The sequence below is a fragment of the Rhodoferax sp. genome (genome assembly GCF_028714215.1).
Classification (GTDB): domain Bacteria; phylum Pseudomonadota; class Gammaproteobacteria; order Burkholderiales; family Burkholderiaceae_C; genus Rhodoferax.
On the sequence record NZ_JAQTMS010000013.1, the window covers coordinates 68886 to 94355 of the forward strand.

Genomic DNA, 25470 nt, shown 5'->3' on the forward strand with positions numbered 1-25470 from the left:
CAGAAATGAAGGGTGCGGATGGCGCCAGCGACTGAACGCGCAGGGCTTCAACCGAGCTCGAAACTGGTGATGCCATAGCTGCGCTCCAGCGCCAGATCGGGTGCGCCGGCGCTGTACATGCGGGCGGTTTCAAACACCTTGTGCATGCCGCGCGATTGGGCCAGGGCCACGGCGGCGGGGTTGCATTGGGGCACGTCGAGGAAGATAGGCGCCGCACCATCGGTGCCGCCGCACAGTGCGCTCAACAGCGCCGCGGCGGCCGGCGCACTGTCGGCAAACAAGGGGCCGATCTTGTGACCCAGGCGGCAGCTGCGCAGCACGCCGTAGCCCAGCAGGCGTTGATCCCGCAGCAGCCCCAGCGCCGTGCTTTGCGGCTGGTTGATCCAGCAGCGCAAAAAGGTCTGCCGGTCGGCCGGGAAGAAGCGGCGGTCGTAGGCGGCCAGCGCCGGCAGCGCAAACGCCGCCAAGGGCGCTAGACGAGTGCCCGCCGGCAGAACCGAATCGACCGCCAAGCCAGCGCCGGTGCCCTGGTAACGGATGTTGCGGTGCGCCAGTTCGAAGCCCGAGCGGCGGTAGTTGTCCTGCTGCGCCAGCACACCGTCGAGTCCGATATTGCGCCCGGCCAGGCGCGTCATGGCGGCCTGCCAAAGTTGCCAGCCGTAACCTTGTCCGCGGCAGGCCGGCTTGACGATATAGAAACCGATGAAGCCGAAGCTGTCGCCATACTTGATGGCCGATATCGCCGCCACCGGCTGGTCCGCCAGCAGGCCGATCAGCAGTCCTTCCGGATCGGTGGCGCGAAACGCCTGGGCATCGAACCGGCCCGGGTTCCAGCCCTCCAGCGCGGCCCAGTCCAGCACCATGTCGAATTCGGCCCCGGTCATCGGGCGGATGCTGAGAAGGCGCGTTTCCATGGCGGCGGCTGGACTCGGTGTGACGTGTGAAAGCGCGTTATACAACGCTCAACCGGGCGGCGGCGGGTCGGATTCAAGCCTTGTTGAGCTACCTGAGACTTTGCTGAAATTGTTCTTTCTTCCGGCTGTTCGCGTGATAACTATCAATGAATCCGCTCCCGGGGTGCCTACGATTTTTTGTTGGCCGTCTGAAAATACAGAAGGCCCATATTTGTTGAACCAGGAGATCGTCATGGGGTTTCTGAAGCGCCTGTCAAGGTTGTCAATTGCAACGCTGGTCTCTTTGCTGGCGGCCTGCGGTGGCGGGTCGACTGCTCCGGTCAGTCCGCAGGAACAATATGCCGCCGCCGTGGCCGATGCCAGCGTGGCCCTGCCGTCGGAGATATCACGCTTCCTGACGCCGATCAACGCGCAAAATCCGGACCTCGTCTGGGAAAACGGTGTGGTCGGCTCGCGCCTGTTGGTGGTGAGCTGGCTGGACGATGCCGGCAAATACTACCAATGCAATCTCTCCGGCGGCTGCGGCGGTAACACAGCCTGCCTGGAAGGGGGCGAATGCCCGACTTACAAGTACGATTCATGGGTCACGGTGGTACCGGAACTGAAGAACTTCTTCGCCGGCAAAGCGCCGGAGCCGCTGCGCATGGCGCAATTGCTGGGACTGCCGCCGGAAGGGGCCTTGGCGGGAAATCCAAAGGGGTACAAGTACCTGCTGGAGATGTGGGTCTCGCCGCTGGACCTGTTTCGCCCCTGTCCCGATACCGAAATTTCGGACACGGTTTGTGAACTCGGCTTCCCCGCCGACGCGTTTCGGACCCCGGTCCTGAGCAACCTGGTGCGGGCAACGGACGGCCCCAACTACGGGGTTTTCATGACCTATCCGGACTGGTTCAACAACCGAACCCGCTACGTCTACACGATGGACGCCAACCCCTATCCCTGGACCCGTCTGGGCTATACCTACGACTGGGGCAGCAGCAACCACATAGGATTGAGCGAGTTCGTTCTGCATGGCAGAAAAGCCGACGGCACCACCATTTCGGTCGGCATCAAATCGGTCAAGACCACCGCCCAGTACTTCTTGCCGTAATCAAGGGGGCTTGGGGCGCAGTCGCCCCAAATTCAAGCCGCCCGCGGTTTCACTTTGGATGCCGCCAACTTGGCGTTGACACGCGCTACTTCCACATCGGCATCGAAGGCCAGGGCCACGCCCATGCGGCGCTTCTTGAAACTCTCGGGCTTGCCGAACAGGCGCAGGTCGGTGTTGGGCACGCGCAGCGCATCACTGATACCGTCGAACACGATCCCTTTGGCATCGACGCCGCCGTAGATGACGGCGCTGGCGCCAGGGCACCGCAGCGCGGTGTTGACCGGCAGACCCAGGATGGCGCGGGCGTGCAGCTCGAACTCGCTCTGCACCTGGGTTGCCAGCGTCACCAGGCCGGTGTCGTGCGGGCGCGGTGACACTTCGCTGAACCAGACCTGATCGCCCTTGACGAACAGCTCGACCCCGAACAGGCCCAGCCCGGAGGGCTTACCGTCCAAGCCCACGCCCAGGTTGTCGGTCACGGTTTTGGCGATCTGGCGTGCCCGCTCCAGCGCCGCCGGCTGCATGGCGTGCGGCTGCCAGCTCTCCACGTAGTCGCCGTTGATCTGGATATGGCCGATCGGCGCGCAGAAATGCGTTTCCACTTTTCCATCGGCGCCCAGGGCACGCACCGTGAGCTGGGTGATTTCATAGTCGAAATCGATGAAGCCTTCGACGATGACGCGGCCACGGCTGACGCGGCCGCCGGCCATCGCGTAGTCCCAGGCTTTCTGCACATCGGCCGGGCCGGTTATCTTGCTCTGGCCCTTGCCCGAACTGCTCATCACCGGCTTGACGATGCAGGGGTAGCCGATGCCGCCATCAATGGCGGCCTGCAGCTCGGAGAGCGAGTCGCAGAACTGGTAGGGGCTGGTGGGCAGGCCCAGCGTCTCGGCGGCCAGACGCCGTATGCCCTCGCGGTCCATCGTCAGGCGGGCCGCGCGGGCGGTCGGGATGACGCGCACCACACCGGCCGCTTCCAACTGTTCCAGCATGGGCGTGGCGATGGCCTCGATCTCGGGCACCACCAGCAGCGGCCGCTCGGCCTCGATCAAGGCCTTGAGTTGGGCCGGGTCGCTCATGGTGATGGTGCGCGCATGGTGCGCCAGTTGCTGGCCCGGCGCGTTGTCGTAACGGTCCACGGCGATGGTTTCCACGCCCAGGCGTTGCAGCGCAATCAGAACTTCCTTGCCGAGTTCGCCGGAGCCCAGCAACATCACTTTGGTGGCTTGGGGAGAGAGCGGCGTGCCGATGGTGGTCATGGTGAAAAACGCGCTGTGGCGTCCAGAAAATAAATAGGGAAGGGTGCGGCTGGATTGGCTCCGGCCGGCAGCCTGAGTCACAATCAAACCATGGAAACGTCAATTTTATCTGTGCAGGGTTTGCGCAAGCGTTATGGCGACAACTGGGTGGTCGACGATGTGTCGTTTGCCATCGCGCCGGGCGAGTGCCTGGGGGTGATTGGCCCCAACGGCGCCGGCAAAACCACCACCATCCGCATGTGCCTGGGGCTCAGTGTGCCGGACGCCGGCAGCATCACCGCCTTCGGTTTGCAGATGCCGCGTGACGCGCTGGCGATCAAGGCACAGTTGGGGGTGGTGAGCCAGATGGACACGCTGGACCCCGATTTCAGTTGCGCCGAAAACCTGCTGGTCTATGGCCGCTATTTCGGCATGAAAGCGGCGCAGATTCGCGAGCGCGTTCCGGCGCTGCTGGCGTTCGCCTCGCTGACCAACAAAGCGACGGCCAAGCCGGGCGAACTCTCGGGCGGCATGAAGCGCCGCCTGAGTCTGGCGCGGGCCCTGGTGAACAATCCGCGCCTGTTGCTGCTGGACGAACCGACCACCGGGCTCGATCCGCAGGCGCGCCATCTGATGTGGGAGCGCCTGCAACTGCTGTTGCAAGAGGGCAAGGCGATCCTGTTGACGACGCACTTCATGGACGAGGCGGAACGCCTGTGCACGCGCCTGCTGGTACTGGACCACGGCAAGAAAATCGCCGAAGGCCGGCCGCGCGACTTGATCAACCAGCATCTGGAGCCCGATGTGGTGGAGGTCTACGGCGCCGGCGCCCTGGATCTGGTGCAGGCGCCGCTCAAAACCCTGGCGGCGCGCATTGAAGTGAGCGGAGAAACGGTCTTTTTCTACACCCAGGACGCCAAGCCGCTGATGCAGGCGCTCGGCGCCTACCCGCAACTGCGCACCTTGCACCGGCCGGCCAATCTGGAGGACTTGTTCCTCAAGCTGACCGGTCGCCAAATTCGAGAGGAGGCCTGACATGCAAACGGCAACTTTGACCGTCGCGGCGCAGAGCGTCTGGCGCGCGCCCGCGCTCTCGTGGCGCTGGTGGCCGGTGTTTTTGCGCAACCTGCTGGTCTGGCGCAAGTTGGCCATCCCCAGTCTGGTGGGCAATATCGCCGAGCCACTGATGTGGCTGGTGGCCTTCGGTTACGGCATGGGGGCGCTGGTGGGGCAGGTCACGCTGACCGGTCCCGAGGGTCCGGTCAAAGTGCCTTACATCCTGTTTCTGGCCAGCGGCTCGATCTGCATGAGCGCCATGAACGCCGCCAGCTTTGAAGCGCTTTACTCGGCGTTCTCGCGCATGCACGTGCAAAAAACCTGGGACGGCATCATGAACGCGCCGGTCAATCTGGACGACGTGGTGCTGGCCGAAATGCTGTGGGCGGCCTTCAAGTCGCTGTTTACCGTGACCGCCATCCTGGGCGTGATGCTGGCGCTGGGCATCAGCTACAGCCCGAAGCTGCTGCTGGCCTGGCCGGTGCTGCTGGGGGTGGGCATCACCTTCAGTTGCATCGCGCTGATCTTCAACGCGCTGGCCAAGGGCTACGATTTTTTCACCTACTACTTCACCTTGTTCCTGACGCCCATGATGTTCCTGAGCGGCATCTTTTTTCCGCTCGATCAGCTGCCGGCAGTGGTGCGCATGCTGTCGGGCTGGCTGCCGCTGACCAACGCGGTCGATCTGGTGCGCCCCCTGTTCATGGACCAGTGGCCGGAGCACGCGCTGCGCCATCTGCTGGTGCTGGGCGCTTATGCGGTGGGCGGCTTCTGGGTCGCGCTGGCGCTGACGCGCAAGCGTTTTCGGGGCTGAGGATTGGATTTTTTCAGGAGAAATGATGAAACTCATAGGCATGCTCGATTCACCCTACGTCCGGCGCGTGGCGATTTCCTTGCAGTTGCTGGGCTTGCGCTTCGAGCACCAGTCGCTTTCGGTCTTCAGCACCTTTGTGCAGTTTCAGGACATCAACCCGGTGGTCAAGGCGCCGTCGCTGATTTGCGATGACGGCGAGGTGCTGATGGATTCGACCCTGATCCTGGAACTGGCCGAGGCGCTGGCGGCGCCGCGCAAGAGCCTGCTGCCCGCCAACCTGGCGCAGCGCCAGCATGCGCTGCGTGCCATCGGGCTGGCGCTGGCCGCCTGCGAGAAGAGCGTGCAGATCGTCTACGAACGAAACCTGCGCCCGGCCGAGAAGCTGCATCAGCCCTGGGTGACACGCGTCACCGGCCAGTTGCTGGCGGCCTGCGCCGGGCTGGAGTCGGAACTGGTGCGCCGCCCGCTGGCGTGCAGCAGCGCCGCCATCAACCAGGCCGGCGTCAGCGCGGCGGTGGCCTGGCACTTCATCCAGCAGATGCTGCCCGAGGTCGTCAACGCCGACCAGTACCCCTTGCTGCGCCAGTTCTCAAGCCAGGCCGAGGCGCTGCCGGAGTTCATGGCCGCGCCCCACGGCGACAGCACCTACCGCGGTGCGAGCTGAGCGCCGCCACGGCGCAGGCGTTGATTAATTGACCGAGCAGCGCGGCGCGCGCTGCAAGCGCCGCTGAAGCCGCCACCGGCTGCGCGACGGTCGGCTCTTGCATGGGACTTTCACAAGTCAATTGTGCACAATTGAATTGTTGGCTATAATTCAACCATGTCAACGCCAAACCCGTCCGCCCCAAGCCATCCAGCGCTGCTGCTGGACAACCAGTTGTGCTTTGCCCTGTACTCCACCTCGCTGGCCATGACCAAGCTCTACAAGCCGCTGCTTGCGGCGCTGGGGCTCACCTACCCGCAATACCTGGTGATGCTGGTGCTGTGGGAGCGCGACGGCGTGACGGTGTCGGAGCTGGGCCAGCGCCTGTTTCTGGACTCCGGCACGCTGACGCCCCTGCTCAAGCGCATGGAAGCGGCTGACCTGCTGGCGCGCACGCGCTCGGTGCAGGACGAGCGGCGGGTGCTGATAGCGCTCAGCGCGGCCGGGCGCAAGCTCAAGGCGAGGGCCGCCAAGGTGCCGGCCTGCGTGGTTGCCGCCACCCACTGCCCGCTGCCCGAACTGCGGGCGCTGACGCACAAGGTCCAAGCCCTCAGGCGCCAGCTTGGCGCCTGAGGGCACGCTGCTCTTCTTCCTCTCCTCTTTCAACCCGCTTCGATTCAGCAAGCATCTTCAAGGAAATACCATGGTCACTCAAGTCGAAAAAGTCGTTTACCAAGCCCACGCCAGCGCCACCGGCGGGCGTGACGGCTGCGTCAAGTCATCGGACGGTCTGCTGGACCTCAAATTGAGCGTACCCAAGGAAATGGGCGGCAGTGGCGGCGGCGTGAACCCGGAACAGTTGTTTGCCGCCGGCTACAGCGCCTGTTTTATCGGCGCCATGAAATTTGTCGCCGGCAAGCTCAAACTGGCGATGCCGGCCGATGCGTCGATCAACGCCACGGTGGGCATAGGCCCGATTCCGGCCGGCTTCGGCATCGAGGTGCAGATGCTGATCAGCCTGCCGGGCATGGAACGCGCCGTGGCGCTGGACCTGATCGCCAAGGCGCATCAGGTTTGCCCCTATTCCAACGCCACCCGCGGGAACATCGAAGTGACCCTGACGCTGGCGTAAGCAGCCGGTCCTGGCCGGCGTTTGCCGCCGCGCCGCATGGCAACAGCAGCTGGGTTCCGCGCAAGGAGCCTATGGATCATTTTCCGAAATGACCAAACCCTGTTCAGCATGGTGGGAGGATCAGGCTGGCGGGGCACTCAGCTCCGCGGCTGTCCCCCGACCTTCGGTCTCCTCCTTTATGCCGCAGCGCTGAGCGCCCCACCAGCCTGATCTTTCATGCGGGGTTGGTATGCGAGCGGCGCAAACCACCGACCCACACACGCATGGATCTGAGTTCCTGACTGGGGAAAGCAGTCTGGCTCAGCCAGACTGTGCCGCCTTGATCAGGTCGGCCGCTTTTTCGGCAATCATGATCACCGGCGCGTTGGTGTTGCCGCTGATCACCTGCGGCATGATGGAGGCGTCGACCACGCGCAAGCCTTCCATGCCGTGCACGCGCAACTGCGCATCGACCACGTCCAGTGCCCCCGGGCCCATGCGGCAAGTGCCGACCGGGTGGTAGATGGTGTCGGCGTGGTCGCGGATGAATTGTTCGATCTGGGCATCGCTTTGGGCTTGGGCCGAGGCTACCAGTTCCCGGGCATCCAGGCTTGCCAGGGCGGCTTGCGAAAGAATCCGGCGCATCAGCTTGAAGCCGCGAATCATGCGCTCCAGGTCGTCAGGTTCGCTGAAGTAGTTGGGGTCTATCAAGGGCGGTGTCAGCGGGTCCTTGCTGGCTAGCTTGAGGCTGCCGCGGCTGCGCGGGCGCAGCAGGCACAGGTGGCAGGAGTAGCCGTGGCCCAGGGTGACGCTGCGGCCGTGATTGTGCAGCTTGCCGATCACAAAGTGCAGTTGCAGGTCCGGCGTCGCCTCATCGGGCTGGCTCTTGATGAAGCCGCCGGCTTCGGCGAAATTGCTGGTCAGCATGCCGCTGCGCTGGCGGCGCCACTCGAAGATGCCCTTGACGGCGCGCAGCAGGCCGCTCAGCGACAGGCCGAACAAATCGGTCACCTTGGGCGCATCGGCCACCTGCAGCACGTCAATGTGATCGTGCAGATGCTGGCCGACGCCGGGCAACTCGTGGACCAGCGGGATGCCCAGGTCCTGCAGATGCGGGCGCGGCCCGATGCCCGACAGCATCAGCAGTTGGGGCGAATGCAGCGCCCCGGCGCACAGCAGCACCTCACGCCGGGCCCTGAGCTGTTCGAGCTTTCCGTCGTGCCGGAATTCGACGCCCACGGCGCGCTTGCCCTGCAGCAGAATGCGGGTCGCCTGGGCCCCGGTGAACAGGCTCAGGTTGGGTCGGCCCAGGTTGGGCGTCAGGTAGGCCTTGGCGGCGCTGAAGCGCTCGCCGTTCTTGTGCGTCACCTGGTACATGCCGACACCTTCCTGGCTGGCGCCATTGAAGTCGGGGTTGTGGACAAAGCCGGCTTGTTGCGCGGCCTGCACAAACATCGGTCCAAAGCGGCTCGGGCTGCGCAAATCCATCACGTTGAGCGGGCCGCCGATGTCGTGGAAGGCGTCGGCGCCGCGCTCGTTGTGTTCGGCGCGTTTGAAGTAGGGCAACAAGTCGTCGTAGCTCCAGCCGGGGTTGCCCTGGGCCGCCCATTGGTCGTAGTCCTGGCGCTGGCCGCGGATGTAGATCATGGCATTGATCGAACTGGAACCGCCCAGCACCTTGCCGATCGGCTGGTAGCCCTTGCGGCCATTCAGGCCGGCTTGCGCCACGGTGTCGAGTTTCCAGTTGGCCTGGCCGGTCTGGGCCATCAGGGCGAAGCCGGTCGGACAGTGGATCAGCACGCTCTTGTCCGGCGGGCCGGCCTCCAGCAGCGCCACCGTCAGCTTGGCGTCCTCGCTCAGGCGCGCCGCCAGTACACAACCGGCCGAACCGCCGCCAACGATGATGTAATCGAACATGTATTCCTCCATGGTCACGGGTGCATCGTTTTGCGCCGTGCCTGGGCGGCACCTTACCCGAAACCCTTGGCCGGGTTTAGAGGCCGGCCCCCAAAGCCCGCTGGGAAACCGATCGCTTGAAAACTTGGCGTCAGCACAATCGGGCATGATGCTGGATAGAAATCGACAAGGAGCAACATGAAGCTGGCTTTGCTGTCAGACATTCACGCCAATATTCAGGCTTTCGAGGCCTGTTTGACGCATGCCCGCGAGCATGGCGCCCAGCAGTTTGCGCTGCTGGGCGATCTGGTCGGTTACGGTGCCGACCCGGTGGCGGTGGTCGAGCTGGCGCAGCAACTGGCCGGCCAGGGCGCGTTGCTGGTCAAGGGCAATCACGACGAGATGGCGGTGCGACCGCCGGCGGAGGCGACCACCGTGGGCGACAGCACCGCCGCCTGGACCCACGCCCAGCTCAACGACAGCCAGCGCCAGTTTCTCGATCGCCTGCCGCTGACCATGGGACAAGACACCATGTTGCTGGTGCACGCCAGCGTCGACGGACCGGCACTGTGGCGTTACGTCTATGACGAGCGCGCCGCCAGTGCCAGCCTGGACGCGGCGGCGCCGGAAGTGCGCCATGTCTTTGGCGGGCACGTGCACGTGCAGACCCTTTATTACCGGGGTGCCGGCGCCGATTTGATGAAGTTCCTGCCGACCCCGGGGGTTGCGGTACCGGTGCCAAAGCACCGGCGCTGGCTGGCCACCATCGGTTCGGTCGGGCAACCGCGGGACCGCAATCCGCAGGCCATGTACGCCATTTTTGATACCGAAAAATTGCAGCTGACTTTTCAGCGCGTGTCTTACGACAATCGCGGCGCGGCGGTGGCCATTCGGCAGGCCGCCCTGCCGGCATTTTTTGCCGATCGCCTGGAGTTGGGACGGTGAAGCTGCTGGAACCGGGCGCCGAGCTGGACGGTTTCACAATCGAGGAGTGCATCCATTCGGGCGGCATGGCCCACGTCTACCGCGTTCGCTACTCCGAAGGCGCGCGCGACCCCGGTTTCCCGCTGGCCATGAAAGTGCCCCGCATGACGGCCGGTGACGGCGCCGAGAACATTGTCAGTTTCGAGGTCGAGCACCAGATCATGCAGGTCCTGACGGGGAGCCATGTGCCGCGTTTCGTGGCCGCCGGCGACCTCGAAAACGTGCCGTACCTGGTGATGGAGTATGTGCACGGCAAAACCCTGGAGCACTGGCTGGAGGCGCCGGAGTTGCCGCCGGTCTACGAGTGGGCCCAGCTCGGCGCGGCAGTGGCCATGGCGGTGCACAGCCTGCACCAGCAGAACACGGTGCATCTGGATTTGAAGCCGGCCAACGTGCTGATCCGCGCCGACGGCAGCGCGGTGCTGCTGGACTTCGGCCTGTCCTGCAATGCCCTCTACCCCGATCTTTTGGCCGAGCAGTTGCGCAAGGCGGTGGGCTCGCCGGCCTGGATTGCGCCGGAACAGGTGGTGGGCGTGCGCGGCGACCCGCGCAGCGATATTTTTGCCATTGGCGTCATGCTTTACCAGCTGGCCACCGACGAGTTGCCGTTTGGCGCACCCCGGACCACCGGCGGGTTGCGCCAGCGCCTGTGGATGGATCCGCCGCCGCCGCGCAAGCTGGAGCCGGGCCTGCCTGAGTGGATGCAGGAAGTGATATTGCGCTGCCTGGAGCCGGAGGCGGCCAAGCGCTATCCGTCGGCGGCGCATCTGGCGTTTGATCTGCATCACCCCGAGCAAATAGTCGTCACCGAGCGTGGCCGCAACACCCGGGGCACCGGCTTTCGCACCCATTTCAAACGCTGGCTCAAGGCCGCCGGCATGCACTACCAACCCAGTCCCTTGCCGGTGCACCAGATCGAGGAGGTGCCCATCGTCATGGTGGCGGTGCCGCACAAGGACGTCAGCGACGCCACGCTGTACTCGCTGCGGCAGGCGGTGGCGCGCTCGCTGGGCACCCGTCTGGGGGCCCGACTGGCCTGCGTGACCGTGATCTCGCCGGGCCAGACCAGCACATCCAGCGACGCCAGCAGCGAGACCAGCGTGCAGCGCAAATACATTGCCAACCTGCGCCAATGGGCGCAGCCGCTGGATCTGCCGGGTCAGCAAACCTCCTACCATGTGCTGGAGGCCAGCGACGTGGCGCAGGCGCTGGTCAACTATGCGGTGGGCAACGAGGTCAGCGTCATCGTCATGGGGGCGGCGACCCACGGCCTGAAGATGCAACGGTTTGTCGCCACCGTGCCGATCAAGGTGGCGATGGAAGCGCCCTGCACCGTGATACTGGTCAAGCAGGCCTTGCCGTTTGAATTGCTGGCTGAGCAGGCGGCAGGAATCAAGCCGGATTTGAAGCATGAGCCGGACCTGCCATTTTGATCAACAGCTTGTTGCTTCCGGCTCGCCTTATCGATGCCGAGCGGTTACCATCCGTTAACTGTTTGCCACTCAAGATGATCGATTCAACCTCCGCGCCCATGCAGAAGCCGCCAAGTCGGGGTGCCAATGGGAATTCACTAGGCCCAGGCAGCAAATTCACCGGCCTTTACTGGCCCAGTCCGCCGTTTGCCATTTTCAGCGATGCGGTTCCCTGGTCCGAGCCGCAAGTCTGCGAGATCGAGGATCTCGCTGGCACCGTGCGCAGTTGCCGGCTGGCCTTGATCACACCGGGCGACAAGACGGTGATGATTTTCGTACCGAATCGGACCTCGCCCGGGCGGGTCCAGTTCTCGCAGTTTCGACGGCTGACCCTGAAGACCGTCCTGTACCCCCAGGAAACGGTTAGCGATACCGAATTTGCCGACATCTTCGGCCATCGTCCGACACTGGACTACAACCTGCAGCTCAACGACGGCACCACCGTCTCCGGTCAGACCGTCGGCTATATCGAAACCAGCTTCGGTGTCTTTGTCTTTCCGCCGGTCGACGGCGGGGGCGGCGTGGAGCGGGTCTTCATCCCGCGGGAAGCCTACCTGAGCGCCACTTTTGGCGAGCACATCGGGCAGCTGCTGGTGTCGCAGCGCGCCGTGACGCGCCAGCAGGTGGAGCAGGCGGCCAGCGAGCAGATGAGCTTGCGCAGCCGCAAGCTGGGCGACCATTTCGTGAACGAGGCGATCGTCTCGCCCGAACAACTCATGGTGGCGCTGGACCAACAGTCCAGGATGCCCATGATCCGGGTCGGCGAGGCGCTGACCCGGCTCGGTTACATCGACGAAGCGCAGTTGGCGCAGGCGCTGGAAAAGCAGAAGACCGAGCGCTCCGTGCCGCTGGGCCAATTGCTGATGAACATGGGCTTCCTGTCGCGCCATGACCTGAATACCGCACTGGCCCGCAAAATGGGCTACCCGGTGGTGGATCTGACGCAGTTCCCGATCGAGGCCGATGCGCTGCGCAAGGTTCCCTTGGCCACGGCGCTGCGGCTGGGCGTCATGCCGATGTTGTTGCGCGACAAGTTGCTGATTGTTGCCAGCGGCGATCCGACGCGGCGCGACATGATCGAAGAGCTGGAATTCCTGGTCGGCATGCGTGTCATCGCCACGCTCGGTGACGAGCAGGTGATCGAGCAAACGCTAACGCAGACTTATGAAAGATTCGGTTTGCCGACCGGCACGTTGGGGGATGGCCTGCAAGGCGCCGACAGTTCCAACCTCGATGCCGCCAGTACCAGCGAGTTGCTGGAATCGATGGAACTGCAGGACTCGGACGAGGAGGAGTCCGGCAAACAGATCGAGCAGTCCGACAATTCGCTGGTGCGCCTGATCAACACCATGATCATCGAGGCGCACAACCGGGGTGTTTCCGACATCCACGTCGAAACCCATCCCGGGCGCACCAAGACCCGCATCCGGTTTCGCAAGGACGGCGTGATGCTGCCCTACCTGGAGTTGCCGCACACCTATCGCGCGGCCCTGACGGCGCGCCTGAAAATCATGGCCGATCTGGACATCTCCGAGCGGCGCAAACCGCAGGACGGAAAGATCGATTTCGCCAAGTTCTCCAGCCGGCACAAGATCGAGTTGCGCATCGCCACCATCCCGACCTACGGCGGCCTGGAAGACGTGGTGATGCGGCTGCTGTCGTCATCGAAACCGATTGCCATGGAAAAGCTGGGCCTGTCGCCCAGCAATTTCACGCAGTTGCGCGAGGCCGTCAGCCGGCCCTACGGCATGGTCTTGTGTGTCGGCCCGACCGGGTCCGGTAAAACCACCACGCTGCATTCGATCCTGGGATTCCTGAACACGCCGCAGCGCAAAATCTGGACGGCCGAGGACCCGATTGAAATAACCCAGCCCGACCTGCGCCAGGTGCAGGTCAACGCCAGAATCGACTGGACCTTTGCCAAGGCTTTGCGCTCCTTCCTGCGGGCCGACCCGGACGTCATCATGGTGGGCGAAATCCGCGACAAGGAAACCGCCCAGATTGCGATCGAAGCCTCTCTCACCGGCCATCTGGTGTTGTCCACCCTGCACACCAACAGCGCCTCCGAGACCGTCACCCGGCTGATCGACATGGGCATGGACCCGTTCAACTTTGCCGATTCGCTGCTGGCGGTGCTGGCGCAGCGCCTGGTGCGGCGGATGTGCTCCGAGTGCCGCACGGCGCAGGAGGCCAGCGATGCCTTTGTCGAGGAATTGCTGGCGGACTACCTGCACTCGTTTCCAGAGGAGTTGCGACCGGCACGCGAGGCGGTGCGCGACGAGTGGCTGAGCGAGTTTGGCCACGACGGCCATCTGACCCAGTACCACTCGCCGGGTTGCAGCCATTGCCACGAAACCGGCTTGCGCGGGCGGCTTGGCTTGCACGAGTTGATGATGGTGACACCCAGCTTGCGGCATCTGATCCAGACCGGGGCCCGGCCGGAGCAACTTCAATTCGAGAGCGTGCAGCATGGCGCCATGCGCACCCTGCGCCAGGATGGCATTCACAAGGTGCTCGGCGGCCAGACCACCATTGAAGAAGTGCGCGCCAACAGCAATAGCTGAAGAAACTGGCCCCGGAAGGCGCGACAATGAGAGTATGCTGCCGCACTCCTCCAACGCTTCCGGTTCTCACCCTTATCAGGCGCTGACGCCCGATGTCGTGATGGATGCGCTGGCCAGCGTCGGGCTTTACGGCGATGGGCGCCAGCAGGCCTTGAGCTCCTACGAGAACCGGGTTTACCAACTGCACCTGGAAGATGGCGCGGTGGTGGTCGCCAAGTTCTATCGCCCTGGGCGCTGGAGCGAGGCGCAGATTCTGGAAGAGCACACCTTCTCCGCCGAGTTGATGGAGGCCGAGATTCCGGTGATCGGGCCGCTCGCCCTGAACGGCAGCACGCTGCATCATTTTGGCGGCTTTGCCTTTAGCGTCAGCCCCAGCCGCGGCGGCCGTGCGCCCGAGCTCGACGACCCCGAGGTGCTGGAGTGGATTGGCCGTTTTCTGGCCCGCATCCACGCCGTCGGGGCCGCCAAGCCTTTTGCCTGCCGCCCGGCGCTCGATCTGCAAAGCTTCGGCACGGCCTCGCGGGAGTGGTTGCTGAGCCATGACAAAGTGCCGCTGGACGTGCAATCGGCGTGGGCCAAGGCCTCGCAGGAGGCGCTTGACTTGATTGCCGGCCACCCCTGCTTGACCAGCGCCGCTCGCCCCGGCGATGTCGAGCGGGAGCCGATCCGGCAGTTGCGCCTGCACGGCGACTGCCACCCCGGCAACATTCTCTGGACGCCGCTGGACTCGCCGGCAGCCAGCGGACCGGGGCCGCATTTTGTCGATCTGGACGACAGCCGCAGCGGAGCGGCGGTGCAGGACTTGTGGATGCTGCTCAGTGGCGACCGCCAGCAGCGCACGCGCCAGCTCGGCGCCCTGGTGGACGGCTATGAGCAGTTTCGCGAATTCGACCGGCGCGAGACCGCGCTGATCGAACCGCTGCGCACCTTGCGCCTGATTCACTACAGCGCCTGGCTGGCGCGGCGCTGGAGCGACCCGACCTTTCCGATCAACTTCCCCTGGTTCGGTTCCAGCGATTACTGGCAGGGTCAGGTGCAGATGCTGCAGGAACAAATCGAAGCCATGCAGGAAGAGCCGCTGCAAGTGTGAGGGCAGGCCCCATTGACACGATAGGCGCGGCTCAAGATACTGGTATTCGTGATCTTTAAACGTCAGGGCCTAACCCAATGACCATGAACGCCGCCCAGACGCTGCTGCAAGCCGGCGCGGCGCAGGCCGTTGCGCTGGAATGCGGCGACCAGCGTCTGAGTTACCAGGGCTTGCGTCAGCGCGTGCGGCAGGCCGGCGGCGCCTGGCAAGCGCTGGGCTTGCGCACAGGTGAGCGTGTCATCATTTTTGCGCCCGACAGCATCGATTGGGTGGTGGCCTATCTGGGCGCGATCTGGGCCGGTGGTGTGGCCATTGGCGTCAATCCGCGGCTGGCGATGAGCGAGTTGGCGCCGATCTTGTCCGAGAGCGAGGTACGCTTTGTCTGGTGCGAGGCCGACAGCGTGGCGCCGCTGCAGCAACTGCTGGCCGATCTGGTGCAGCCGCCGGCCCTGGTCGCCAGCGGACCCGGCGTTTCGGCCTGGGCCGACCACCTGAGCCGGGCGCCAGAAGTCGATCCGGTGCTGCAAGGCGAAGAGGCGCCGGCCCTGTGGATCGGCACCTCGGGCACCACCGGCGTTTCCAAGGGCGTGGTGCATGCGCAGCGGGTGGCGCTGCAGCCGCATTCGTTTGCCTGCGGGGTGTTGGGCTTGAACGCGTCGGACCGGCTTTACGCCAGCTCCAAATTGTTCTTTGCCTATGCGCTGGGCAACAGCTTGTTGGCCGGCCTGCGCGCCGGTGCCACGGTGATCCTGGACCGCCATTGGCCCGACCCCGAGCGCGTGCTGGCGATGGTGGCGCAGCACCGGCCGACCTTGCTATTTTGTGTCCCCACGCTGTACAGCAAGATGCTGCAAGCCGGTGTCGCGGTCCAACTCGCCGGGCTCGGTATTCGCCATTGCGTGTCGGCTGGCGAGACCTTGCCGGTGGCCGTGCGTCAGGCCTGGCGTGCCGCCACCGGTCTGGCCATCACCAGCGGTTACGGCACCTCCGAGACCTTGTGCCTGATGCTTTACTGCCAGGACGACAGCGGCCTGTTGCAAACCACGCCGCAAGTGCAAGTGCGTTATGCGCCCGAGGCCGATCCGGCGCTGCCGCAGCGCATCTTGCTGCGCAGCAGCAGCGTGGCGCTCGGTTACTGGCAGCGCCCGCAGGCGCAAGCGGACGGATTTCAGGGCGGCTGGTATTGTCCGGGCGACATGTTTCTGCGCCGCGCCGACGGCCGCCTCGAGTTTGCCGGCCGTACCGACGATTTGCTCAAGATCAGCGGTCGCTGGGTCAGCACCTTGTGGGTCGAGCAGGCACTGCAACGCGCCGTGGGCGACAGCATCGCGCAACTGGCTTGCATCGGCGTGCCGACAGCCGAGGGGCTGACCGCGCTGTCCTTGCTGGCGGTCGCCGCGCCGCAGCAGCAGGAGGTGGCGGCACAGCGCATGCAGGCCGCCATGGCGGCGCTGCCGACCTACCGGCGTCCGCACTGGCTGCATTGGCTTGCGGCGCTGCCCCTGACGGCCACCGGCAAACTGCAGCGTGCCCGGCTGCTGGCCTTGCACCAGGCCGCCGTGGCCGGATCGGCTTACTTGCCGTTGATGCCCAGCAGTTCGACCTCAAACAGCAGCGTGGCGTTGGGCGGGATGGTGCCACCGGCGCCGCGCTCGCCATAAGCGATGGCCGGCGGGCAGGTGAGCTTGGCTTTGCCGCCCACTTTCATGCGCTGCACACCTTCGGTCCAGCATTTGATGACGCCGTTCAAGGGGAACTCGATGGCTTCATTGCGCTTGTAGGAACTGTCGAATTCCTTGCCATCGGGGAAGGTGCCGCGGTAATGCACCTTGACCTTGTCGCTGGCACTGGGGCTGGTGCCGCTGCCGTCTTTCAGGGAGCGGTAGACCAGACCACTGGGGGTAAGCACCGCGCCAGCTTCCTTGGCGGCAGCGGCGGTGACGGCATTTTGCGACCAGGCGGCGGGCAGGGTGGTCAGGGAGGCGACCAGGGTGGCGAAGCGAAGAGCAGATTTCATAGTTGATTACCAAGGGTTCATAAAGACAGGAATTTTCGCAGCTCAGACCAGCAGTGCATTGACCCGTTTGACGTAGGCCGCCGGATCGGCCGGCAGGCCGCCTTCGGCCAGCAGCGCCTGGTCGAACAGGATGTGCGCCAGATCATTGAAGTGGACCGAGCCTTCGAGCTTCTTCACCAGCGGGTGCTGGGCGTTCACTTCCAGCACCGGCTTCACCTCGGGCGCACTCTGGCCGGCCTGCTTGAGCATGCGGGCCAGTTGCGTGCTCATGCCGTGCTCCTGCACCACCAGACAGGCCGGCGAGTCGACCAGACGGGTCGTGACGCGCACATCCTCGGCCTTGTCCTTCAGTGCTTCCTTCAGTTTGGCGAGCAGCGGTTTGAAGGCTTCGGCGGCTTCCTCGGCCTCTTTTTTCTCGGTCTCGTCCTGTAGCTTGCCCAGATCGACGGCGCCCTTGGCCACCGATTGCAGCGGCGTGCCGTCGAAGTCGTGCAGGTAATTCAGCGCCCACTCGTCGACGCGATCGGTCATCAACAGCACTTCGATGCCCTTCTTCTTGAACACTTCGAGCTGCGGGCTGTTCCTGGCGGCGGCCGGGGTGTCGGCGGTGATGAAGTAGATCGCTTCCTGGCCCTCTTTCATGCGCGCCTTGTAGTCGGCAAAACTGACGCTGACAGTGTCCGTGGTGCTGGAGGCGAAGCGCAGCAGCTTGGCCAGCCGGTCCTTGTTGGCAAAGTCCTCGCCCAGGCCTTCTTTCAAGACCGCGCCGAATTCGGCGTAGAACTTGGTGAATTTGCCTTCGTTGGCCTTGTCTTCCTCCGACACCACATCGGTCACGCCGTCGGCCGACGGCGCCGGCAACTGGTCGGTCTTGGCCAGGTCTTCCAGCATGCCCAGCACGCGCTTGGTGCAGCCTTCGCGGATCGCCTTGACATCGCGGCTTTCCTGCAGCAGCTCGCGGCTCACGTTGAGCGGCAAGTCGGCCGAGTCGACCACGCCCTTGACGAAGCGCAGGTAAGTGGGCAGCAGCGCCTCGGCGTCGTCCATGATGAAGACGCGCTTGACGTAGAGCTTGACGCCGGCCGCCTTCTCGCGGTTGTACAAGTCCATCGGCGCCTTGCCCGGGATGTAGAGCAGCTGGGTGTATTCGGTGCTGCCTTCGACGCGGTTATGGGTGTAGGCCAGCGGCGCTTCGAAATCGTGGCTGATCTGTTTGTAGAACTCGTTGTAATTCTCGGGCGTGATGTCCTTCTTGGCGCGGGCCCAGATGGCGTTGCCCTTGTTGACGGTTTCCCATTCGCCGGTCTTGACCATGGCGCCGGGCTGGCGGCCGCCTTTTTCGTCGCTCGGGTTGATCAGCTCGCCGTCTTTCCATTCTTCCTTTTCCATCAGGATCGGCAGGCTGATGTGGTCCGAGTACTTGGCGATGATGCTTTTAAGCTTCCAGGCGCTGGCGTAGTCCATGGCGTCTTCGCGCAGGTGCAGGATGACGCTGGTGCCGCGGGCCGCGCGGGCTATGTTTTCGACCTCGAAGTCGCCGGCGCCGCCGCTGATCCAGCGCACCCCTTGGTCGGCCTTCAGGCCGGCGCGGCGCGACTCGACCGTGATCTTGTCGGCGACGATAAAGCCGGAGTAGAAGCCGACGCCGAACTGGCCGATCAACTGGCCTTGCTCGGACACATTGGCCTTCTGGTCGCCGGTCAGCCGGGACATGAAGTCCTTGGTGCCGCTCTTGGCAATGGTGCCCAGGTGATCGATGGCTTCCTGCTGGCTCATGCCGATGCCGTTGTCGGTGATGGTCAGGGTCTTGGCGTCCTTGTCGAAGGAAACGCGCACTTCCAGCGTGGTCGCATCCTCGTACAGGGCGCTGTTGTCAAGCGCCTCGAAGCGCAGCTTGTCGCAGGCGTCGGATGCGTTGGAGATTAACTCGCGCAGGAAAATCTCCTTGTTGGAGTACAGCGAGTGGGTAACGAGGTGCAGCAACTGGGCCACTTCGGCCTGGAAGGAGAGGGTTTGCTTGGTCATTTTGGGTTGAACGGTTCACTGATGAGGTTGGAAACTGGCGCGCTGGCTGGCTGGCCGGCGCGGCAAACCGGCAATTATGGGCGATGCCCAGGTTTTCAAGGGCAGCCTGCCGATTGCCGGATGGGTTGGGAGCTACTGAGCCGGCCGGCGCGGTTTGGGGCGCACACCGGGGACCACATCGAGTTCGATTTTCTGCTCCCGGCGCAACAGGCTGAAGCGGGAGGCGGTACCGGGTTTCAGTGCGGCAACGCTGGACAGCAACTCGGACACATTGTTGACCGGCTTGTCCGCGACGCGGACGATCACGTCGCCCGGGCGTATGCCTGATTGCGCGGCCGGTCCGTTTTGCATCACGCCGGTGATGATGACACCGGCTGACGCCTTGACGCCAAAGGTCTCGGCCAGCTCGGGTGAGAGTTCATTGGGCTCGACACCAATCCAGCCGCGCGTGACCTGGCCGTCCTTCACGATGCCCTCCAGCACCAGCTTGGCGGTCGCCACCGGAATGGCAAAGCCGATGCCCATGCTGCCGCCCGAGCGGGAATAAATGGCGGTATTGATGCCCAGCAGATTGCCGTTGATATCGACCAGGGCGCCGCCCGAATTGCCGGGATTGATGGCGGCGTCGGTCTGGATGAAGTTCTCGAAGGTGTTGATGCCCAACTGGTTGCGCCCCAGTGCGCTGACGATACCGCCGGTGACGGTTTGGCCGACGCCGAAGGGGTTGCCGATGGCCAGCACTTGGTCGCCCACCTGCAGGGTGTCGGAATTGCCCAGCACGATGACCGGCAAGCGGTCCAGATCGATTTTGAGGACCGCCAGATCGCTGTCCGGGTCGGTGCCTATGACCTTGGCCCGCGCATGCCGGCTGTCGTTCAGGATGACCTCGATTTCGTCGGCACTCTCCACCACATGGTTGTTGGTCAGAATGTAGCCGCGTTCGCTCACGATGACGCCGCTGCCGAGCCCGACCTGGGGCTCGTTGCCTTGTTCGCCAAAAAAGAAATTGAACCACGGGTCGTTGCTGCGTTGCCTGTTAGTGGCCGCCTTGCTGGTGTTGATGCTGACCACCGCCGCCGAGGATTTTTGCGCCGCGAAGCGGAAACTGCCGGCCGGCACCATGCCGGGCCCGCTGGCGGGCGCCTCCAGCAGGGCGACCGAGCCGACGCGCGCGGACCGGTTGCCCAACCAATCGGGCTTCAGCGTGCCAACCACAAAATACGCCGCCAGCAGTACCGTGACGGCTTGGGAAAATAACAACCAGAAACGTTTCATGAAGAAGGGCGGGTGCATGACCCGCGCAGCAAGTGGATGAGCCGGGAGCAGAAAGACAAATTGTAGGCTTGCTGTCCGGTCATCGCACGCCAGAGCCGAAGAATTGGCCGACAATGCGCAGCAGAGTATTTTTCTTGCCGCCATGATTCACCGTAGCCAACTGCTGGAGACTTTCGATGCCTTGCTGGGGCCGGAGCGTTTCCGTGATTACGGCCCCAACGGTTTGCAGGTGGAGGGGCGTGCCGAGGTGCGCAAAATTGTCTCCGGTGTCAGTGCCAGTCTGGCCTTGATCGAAGCCGCCATCGCGGCGCAGGCCGACGCCATCTTTGTCCACCACGGTCTGTTTTGGCGCGCGCAGGACGGGCGCGTCACGGGCTGGCTGAAGCAGCGCCTGGCCTTGCTGCTGGCGCACGACATCAACCTGTTTGCCTACCACCTGCCGCTCGATGCCCACCCCGAGCTGGGCAATAACGCGCAACTGGGCTTGCAACTGGGCCTCAAGGCGACTTCCCGCTTTGGCGAGCAGGAGCTGGGTTTTCTGGGTGAGCGGACGCAGTCAGGTGGCTTCGAGACGGCCCAAGCTCTGGCGCGTCACGTCGAAACACAGCTCCATCGGCCGGTGGCGCTGGTCAATGTTGCGTCACGCCCGGTCAAAAGAATCGCCTGGTGCAGTGGCGGCGGGCAAAACTATTTTGAGGCCGCCATTGCGGCCGGCGCCGATGCTTTCATCACCGGTGAAATTTCGGAGCCGCAGGCGCACTACGCGCGCGAATCGGGCGTTGCCTACCTGGCCTGTGGGCACCATGCCAGCGAGCGCTTTGGCGCCCCGGCGGTAGCGGCGCAGGTGGCGGCGCAACTGGGCCTGGCGCATCAGTTCATTGAGATCGACAACCCGGCTTGAGTATGCAAAAACCAATGGCCATCACGCTCGGCGACGCGGCAGGAATAGGGCCTGAAATCATCGCCAAGGCCTTTCAAAATGCGCCCGACAGCACGCGCGGCTGCTTTGTGGTGGGCGATCTGGCGACCCTGCGGCGGGCCACCCGGCTGGTCAGTGCCGGTCGGATACCGCTGGCCGTGGCGCGGATCGAGACCCCGGCCGAGGCGCTGGACCTGCCGCCGCGGTGCCTGCCGGTGTTACAGCTTGGAAGCTTGACCGAGCCGCCCGCGTTCGGACGTTTGAGTGCGGCCGCCGGCACGCTGGCGGCCCAGGCCGTGGTGTGGGCGGCGCAGGCGGCTCTGCGCGGCGACATTGCCGCCCTGGTGACGGCGCCGCTGCACAAGGAGGCGCTGGCACTGGCCGGCGAGCCGCACTCCGGTTTTCCCGGACACACCGAAATGCTGCAGGCGCAGGCGGCGGCCCATGCCGGCAAGTCGCTGGCCGAGATGCCGGTGCGCATGATGCTGGCCAATGACGAGTTGCGGGTGGTGCTGGTGAGCATCCATATCGCCTTGCGTGCCGCCATCGAGGCGGTGACTTTTACCAACGTGTTGCAGACGCTGCTGATAACGCACCAGTCGCTGAATGCCATTTTGGGCCGGACGCCGCGGATCGCGGTCGCCGGGTTGAACCCGCACGCCGGGGAGGGCGGTTTGTTCGGGCGCGAGGAACTTGACGTCATCGCGCCGGCCATCGCACAGGCCCGCGCCCAGGGTCTGCATGTGAGTGGCCCCTTCGCGCCGGACACTGTGTTCATGCGGGCCCGCGCCAAGGGTGACCGATCCGGCGATTTTGACGCGGTGGTGGCGATGTACCACGACCAAGGTTTGATTCCGGTGAAGTATCTGGGGCTGGAGCAGGGCGTCAACGTGACCCTGGGTTTGCCCCTGGTACGCACCAGTCCGGATCACGGCACCGCGTTTGACATCGCCGGCAGCGGTCAGGCCGACGCCGCCAGCCTGCTGGCGGCCATTCGCATGGCACGCCAACTGTCAAACGGTTCTTAATTCTTCAGACTGTCCCGAATTTCGCGCAGCAGCAGCACGTCTTCGGGTGTTGCCGGGGTTGCTGCCGGCGCCGGCGGGGCGCTCTTTTTCAGGCGATTGATTTGCTTGACCATCATGAAAATGATGAACGCCAATATCGCAAAATTGACCGCCACCGTGATGAAGCTGCCATAAGCAAATACCGGGACCCCGGCCTTTTTCAGGGCGTCCAGGGTCATGGCGTTGCCGGCTGGCGCGGTTCCGAGCACCACAAAGAGATTTGAAAAATCAAGCTTGCCGATGATGGCCCCCACCACCGGCATCACCAGATCGCTCACCACCGAGTCGACGATTTTGCCGAAAGCGCCGCCAATGATGACGCCCACGGCGAGGTCCATCACATTGCCCTTGACGGCAAATTCCTTGAATTCCTGCAGCATGCCCATTTGAAATCACTCCATGATTGAGTTGCAGGAGCGAAGTATCGGCCAAAATGGACCGATTGGCACCTCTGCGCCGACACGCCGCCAGCGGCTGGCGGGCCCTGGATGGTCAGCTACAATCAATGGTTTACCCCAGTCGCGATGTTTTTCATTGAGGAATCCCATGAGTGAGTCCCTTGCCGATAGCGGCCACGATGCCAGCAAACGGATCTGGCTGATCGCCACCAGTTGCGCTGGCGTGGCCGGCGGTATCGCTGCCGCCGTCCCCTTTGTCAGCAGTTTCAAGCCCTCTGAAAAAGCGCTGGCGGCCGGCGCTGCCGTGGAAGCCGACATCTCGGCACTCAAGCCGGGCGAGAAAATGACGGTCGAATGGCGCGGCAAGCCGGTCTGGATCGTGCGCCGTACGCCGGAACAACTGGCTGCCCTGCCCAAGCTGGACGACCAATTGGCAGATCCCAAGTCGGAGCGCAAGCCGTCCGAGCAGGCGCCCGAATACGCACGCAACGCAACCCGCTCGATCAAGCCGGAATACTTCGTCGCCGTGGGTATTTGCACGCATCTGGGCTGCTCGCCGTCAGACAAGTTCCAGACCGGCCCCCAGCCTTCCTTGCCGGACGACTGGCAGGGCGGTTTCTTTTGCCCCTGCCATGGTTCCACCTTCGATCTGGCCGGCCGGGTCTTCAAGAACAAGCCGGCTCCGGACAACCTCGAAGTGCCGGCGCATATGTATCTCTCTGACACCAAGCTGCTTATTGGTGAAGACAGGCAAGCCTAAGGAAGAACGACATGGCTGAATTCCACGAAATTTCCCCCAATGCGTCGGCCGGCGCAAAGCTGCTGAATTGGGTGGACAACCGGTTTCCGTTGTCCAAGCTCTTCAAGGAGCACATGAGCGAGTACTACGCGCCGAAAAATTTCAACATCTGGTATGTTTTTGGCGTGCTCTCGTTGTTGGTGCTGGTGATTCAACTGGTCACCGGCATTTTCCTGGTGATGCACTACAAGCCCGATGCCGCGCTGGCTTTCGGTTCGGTCGAGTACATCATGCGCGACGTGCCCTGGGGCTGGTTGATTCGCTACATGCACTCGACCGGTGCCTCGGCCTTCTTTCTGGTGGTCTACCTGCACATGTACCGTGGCCTGATTTATGGCAGCTACCGCAAACCGCGCGAACTGACCTGGCTTTTTGGTTGCGGCATTTTCCTGGCCTTGATGGCCGAGGCCTTCATGGGCTATCTGCTGCCCTGGGGCCAGATGAGCTATTGGGGCGCCCAGGTGATCGTCAACCTGTTTTCCGCCATCCCCTTCGTCGGGCCTGATTTGGCGCTGCTGATTCGCGGCGACTTTGTGGTCGGTGACGCCACCTTGAACCGCTTTTTCAGCTTTCACGTGATTGCCGTGCCCCTGGTGTTGCTGGGTCTGGTGGTGGCGCACATCATTGCCTTGCATGAAGTCGGCTCCAACAATCCGGATGGTATCGAGATCAAGGCCAAGAAGGACGCCAAGGGGATTCCGCTGGACGGCATCCCGTTTCATCCTTACTACACGGTGCATGACATCTTTGCGGTGGGCGTGTTCCTGATGGTGTTTTCCGCCATCATCTTCTTCGCGCCGGAGATGGGTGGTTATTTCCTTGAATACAACAACTTCATCCCGGCCAATCCGTTCCAGACGCCTTTGCACATTGCCCCGGTGTGGTATTTCACGCCCTTTTACTCCCTGCTGCGTGCCGTGACCACGGAGATGATGTACGTGCTGATTGCCTGCGTAGTGCTGGGTGCCGGGGTGATGGTGGCGAAGGTCAAGATGCCCGTTTTGTTCAAGGGCATCGTCGCGCTGGCGGCGCTGGCCGTGGTGGCGATGATGCTTTCCATTGACGCCAAGTTCTGGGGTGTGGTGGCGATGGGTGGCGGCGTTGTGATCCTGTTTTTCCTGCCGTGGCTGGACAATTGCGAGGTCAAGTCGATTCGCTACCGGCCGGACTGGCACAAGTACCTGTATGCGGTTTTTGTCGTCGACTTCGTGGTGCTGGGCTATCTCGGCACGCAGCCGGTATCGCCCGTTTACAGCCGCGTGGCGCAGCTTGGAACCTTGTTTTATTTTGGATTTTTCATTCTGATGCCCTGGTGGAGCCGTATTGGAAAGTCAAAGCCGGTACCGGATCGTGTCACCTACACGGCGCATTGAACGGAAGACAAAATCATGAAGACCATGGGTTTTACGCAAAAAATAATTCTCGGTTTGATGCTGGCATTCGGTTTGACACTGGGTGTGCAAGCCAACGTCGGGGGTCCGGTGTGGGACAAGGCGCCCAACAAGACCAATGACATGGCGGCCTTGCAAAATGGCGCCAAACTGTTTGTCAACTATTGCCTGAATTGCCACTCGGCAGCGTTCATGCGCTACAACCGCTTGCGCGATATCGGTTTGACCCAGGAGCAGATCAAGTCAAACCTGCTGCTGACCAATGGCAAGATTGGCGAGACCATGGTGTCCGCGATCGACCCGCAGCAGGCGAAGGCCTGGTTTGGCGTCAATCCGCCCGACCTCACGGTGATTGCGCGCTCCCGCGCCGGGGCCGGCGGAACGGGCGCCGATTATCTGTACACCTATATGCGGACCTTCTACCGGGACGAGACCAAACCGAGCGGCTGGAACAATCTGGTGTTTCCCAATGTGGCCATGCCGCATGTCTTGTGGGAGTTGCAGGGTGAACGGCGCCCAGTCTATGAGGAAGTCAAGGAGCATGGCGCCACGGTGCACGTTTTCAAGGGCTGGGAGCAAGTCAAACCCGGCAGCATGACGGCCCAGCAGTACGACCAGGCGGTTGGCGACCTGGTGAGCTATTTGCAGTGGATGGGTGAGCCGGTTCAAAATACGCGCGTTCGTGTCGGCGTCTGGGTTTTGCTGTT

23 protein-coding genes are annotated in these 25470 nt (G+C 63.5%); 16 read left to right on the forward strand and 7 right to left on the reverse strand.

What is annotated here, in order from left to right; translation table 11 throughout:
- Window positions 1-47: 47 nt before the first annotated feature.
- Window positions 48-914, reverse strand: coding sequence for a GNAT family N-acetyltransferase (locus tag PHS32_RS08470; protein WP_301078485.1), 867 nt, complete (start codon window positions 912-914; stop codon window positions 48-50).
- Window positions 915-1146: 232 nt separating this feature from the next.
- Between PHS32_RS08470 and PHS32_RS08475 the strand changes: the two genes are divergently transcribed.
- On the forward strand, window positions 1147-2004 hold the full coding sequence (locus PHS32_RS08475) for a hypothetical protein (RefSeq protein ID WP_301078486.1): 858 nt from the start codon (window positions 1147-1149) through the stop codon (window positions 2002-2004).
- A gap of 32 nt (window positions 2005-2036) precedes the next feature.
- On the opposite strand, the gene purT is transcribed toward PHS32_RS08475, so the two are convergent.
- Window positions 2037-3263 (reverse strand): formate-dependent phosphoribosylglycinamide formyltransferase, encoded by a 1227-nt coding sequence (gene purT, locus PHS32_RS08480; RefSeq protein WP_301078487.1) that lies wholly within the window; start codon window positions 3261-3263, stop codon window positions 2037-2039.
- Between the two features lie 90 nt (window positions 3264-3353).
- Between purT and PHS32_RS08485 the strand changes: the two genes are divergently transcribed.
- The 5 genes from PHS32_RS08485 to PHS32_RS08505 all read left to right on the forward strand — a co-directional run bounded on the left by PHS32_RS08485 (window position 3354) and on the right by PHS32_RS08505 (window position 6887).
- A complete protein-coding gene (locus PHS32_RS08485; RefSeq protein WP_301078488.1) occupies window positions 3354-4277 on the forward strand; it encodes an ATP-binding cassette domain-containing protein in 924 nt (307 codons plus the stop codon).
- Between the two features lies 1 nt (window position 4278).
- Window positions 4279-5112: an ABC transporter permease gene (locus tag PHS32_RS08490; protein WP_301078489.1), complete on the forward strand. Its 834-nt coding sequence runs from the start codon at window positions 4279-4281 to the stop codon at window positions 5110-5112.
- 25 nt (window positions 5113-5137) lie between these two features.
- On the forward strand, window positions 5138-5776 hold the full coding sequence (locus PHS32_RS08495; RefSeq protein ID WP_301078507.1) for a glutathione S-transferase: 639 nt from the start codon (window positions 5138-5140) through the stop codon (window positions 5774-5776).
- A 156-nt stretch (window positions 5777-5932) separates the two neighbouring features.
- Entirely contained in the window at window positions 5933-6388 is a 456-nt protein-coding gene (locus PHS32_RS08500; RefSeq protein ID WP_301078490.1) for a MarR family transcriptional regulator, read from the forward strand.
- A gap of 70 nt (window positions 6389-6458) precedes the next feature.
- A complete protein-coding gene (locus PHS32_RS08505) occupies window positions 6459-6887 on the forward strand; it encodes an organic hydroperoxide resistance protein (RefSeq protein ID WP_301078491.1) in 429 nt (142 codons plus the stop codon).
- Window positions 6888-7187: 300 nt separating this feature from the next.
- Here the strand turns inward: PHS32_RS08505 and PHS32_RS08510 are convergent, their stop codons facing one another.
- Window positions 7188-8783, reverse strand: coding sequence for a choline dehydrogenase (locus PHS32_RS08510; protein WP_301078492.1), 1596 nt, complete (start codon window positions 8781-8783; stop codon window positions 7188-7190).
- A gap of 177 nt (window positions 8784-8960) precedes the next feature.
- On the opposite strand from PHS32_RS08510, the gene PHS32_RS08515 reads away from it, so the two are divergent.
- The 5 genes from PHS32_RS08515 to PHS32_RS08535 all read left to right on the forward strand — a co-directional run bounded on the left by PHS32_RS08515 (window position 8961) and on the right by PHS32_RS08535 (window position 16533).
- Window positions 8961-9707 carry a metallophosphoesterase family protein gene (locus PHS32_RS08515; protein ID WP_301078493.1) on the forward strand — a complete coding sequence of 249 codons (747 nt, stop codon included), beginning with the start codon at window positions 8961-8963 and terminating at the stop codon, window positions 9705-9707.
- A complete protein-coding gene (locus PHS32_RS08520; RefSeq protein WP_301078494.1) occupies window positions 9704-11179 on the forward strand; it encodes a bifunctional serine/threonine-protein kinase/universal stress protein in 1476 nt (491 codons plus the stop codon). The genes PHS32_RS08515 and PHS32_RS08520 overlap by 4 nt, the downstream gene beginning before the upstream one ends.
- A gap of 74 nt (window positions 11180-11253) precedes the next feature.
- Window positions 11254-13782, forward strand: a complete 2529-nt coding sequence (locus tag PHS32_RS08525) for an ATPase, T2SS/T4P/T4SS family (RefSeq protein WP_301078495.1) — start codon at window positions 11254-11256, stop codon at window positions 13780-13782.
- Between the two features lie 34 nt (window positions 13783-13816).
- Window positions 13817-14872, forward strand: a complete 1056-nt coding sequence (locus tag PHS32_RS08530; RefSeq protein WP_301078496.1) for a serine/threonine protein kinase — start codon at window positions 13817-13819, stop codon at window positions 14870-14872.
- A 77-nt stretch (window positions 14873-14949) separates the two neighbouring features.
- Entirely contained in the window at window positions 14950-16533 is a 1584-nt protein-coding gene (locus tag PHS32_RS08535; RefSeq protein ID WP_301078497.1) for an AMP-binding protein, read from the forward strand.
- Here the strand turns inward: PHS32_RS08535 and PHS32_RS08540 are convergent.
- The 3 genes from PHS32_RS08540 to PHS32_RS08550 form a co-directional block, all read right to left on the reverse strand.
- On the reverse strand, window positions 16446-16889 hold the full coding sequence (locus PHS32_RS08540) for an FKBP-type peptidyl-prolyl cis-trans isomerase (RefSeq protein ID WP_301078498.1): 444 nt from the start codon (window positions 16887-16889) through the stop codon (window positions 16446-16448). The two genes, PHS32_RS08535 and PHS32_RS08540, sit on opposite strands and share 88 nt — an antisense overlap.
- 42 nt (window positions 16890-16931) lie before the next feature.
- The gene (gene htpG, locus PHS32_RS08545) at window positions 16932-18914 is read right to left on the reverse strand and encodes a molecular chaperone HtpG (protein WP_301078499.1); all 1983 of its coding nucleotides are present in this window, start codon (window positions 18912-18914) and stop codon (window positions 16932-16934) included.
- 132 nt (window positions 18915-19046) lie between these two features.
- Window positions 19047-20189: a trypsin-like peptidase domain-containing protein gene (locus PHS32_RS08550; RefSeq protein ID WP_301078508.1), complete on the reverse strand. Its 1143-nt coding sequence runs from the start codon at window positions 20187-20189 to the stop codon at window positions 19047-19049.
- A gap of 142 nt (window positions 20190-20331) precedes the next feature.
- On the opposite strand from PHS32_RS08550, the gene PHS32_RS08555 reads away from it, so the two are divergent.
- Window positions 20332-21090, forward strand: coding sequence for a Nif3-like dinuclear metal center hexameric protein (locus PHS32_RS08555; RefSeq protein ID WP_301078509.1), 759 nt, complete (start codon window positions 20332-20334; stop codon window positions 21088-21090).
- Window positions 21091-21092: 2 nt separating this feature from the next.
- Window positions 21093-22136, forward strand: a complete 1044-nt coding sequence (pdxA, locus tag PHS32_RS08560) for a 4-hydroxythreonine-4-phosphate dehydrogenase PdxA (RefSeq protein ID WP_301078500.1) — start codon at window positions 21093-21095, stop codon at window positions 22134-22136.
- On the opposite strand, the gene mscL is transcribed toward pdxA, so the two are convergent.
- The gene (gene mscL, locus PHS32_RS08565) at window positions 22133-22561 is read right to left on the reverse strand and encodes a large conductance mechanosensitive channel protein MscL (protein ID WP_301078501.1); all 429 of its coding nucleotides are present in this window, start codon (window positions 22559-22561) and stop codon (window positions 22133-22135) included. The genes pdxA and mscL overlap by 4 nt on opposite strands.
- Window positions 22562-22721: 160 nt before the next feature.
- Here mscL and petA point away from each other — a divergent pair, with 160 nt between their 5' ends.
- The 3 genes from petA to PHS32_RS08580 all read left to right on the forward strand — a co-directional run.
- A complete protein-coding gene (gene petA, locus PHS32_RS08570; protein WP_301078502.1) occupies window positions 22722-23333 on the forward strand; it encodes a ubiquinol-cytochrome c reductase iron-sulfur subunit in 612 nt (203 codons plus the stop codon).
- A gap of 11 nt (window positions 23334-23344) precedes the next feature.
- A complete protein-coding gene (locus PHS32_RS08575) occupies window positions 23345-24745 on the forward strand; it encodes a cytochrome bc complex cytochrome b subunit (RefSeq protein WP_301078503.1) in 1401 nt (466 codons plus the stop codon).
- A 15-nt stretch (window positions 24746-24760) separates the two neighbouring features.
- The coding region (locus PHS32_RS08580) for a cytochrome c1 (RefSeq protein WP_301078504.1) at window positions 24761-25470 on the forward strand (710 nt) is incomplete at its 3' end.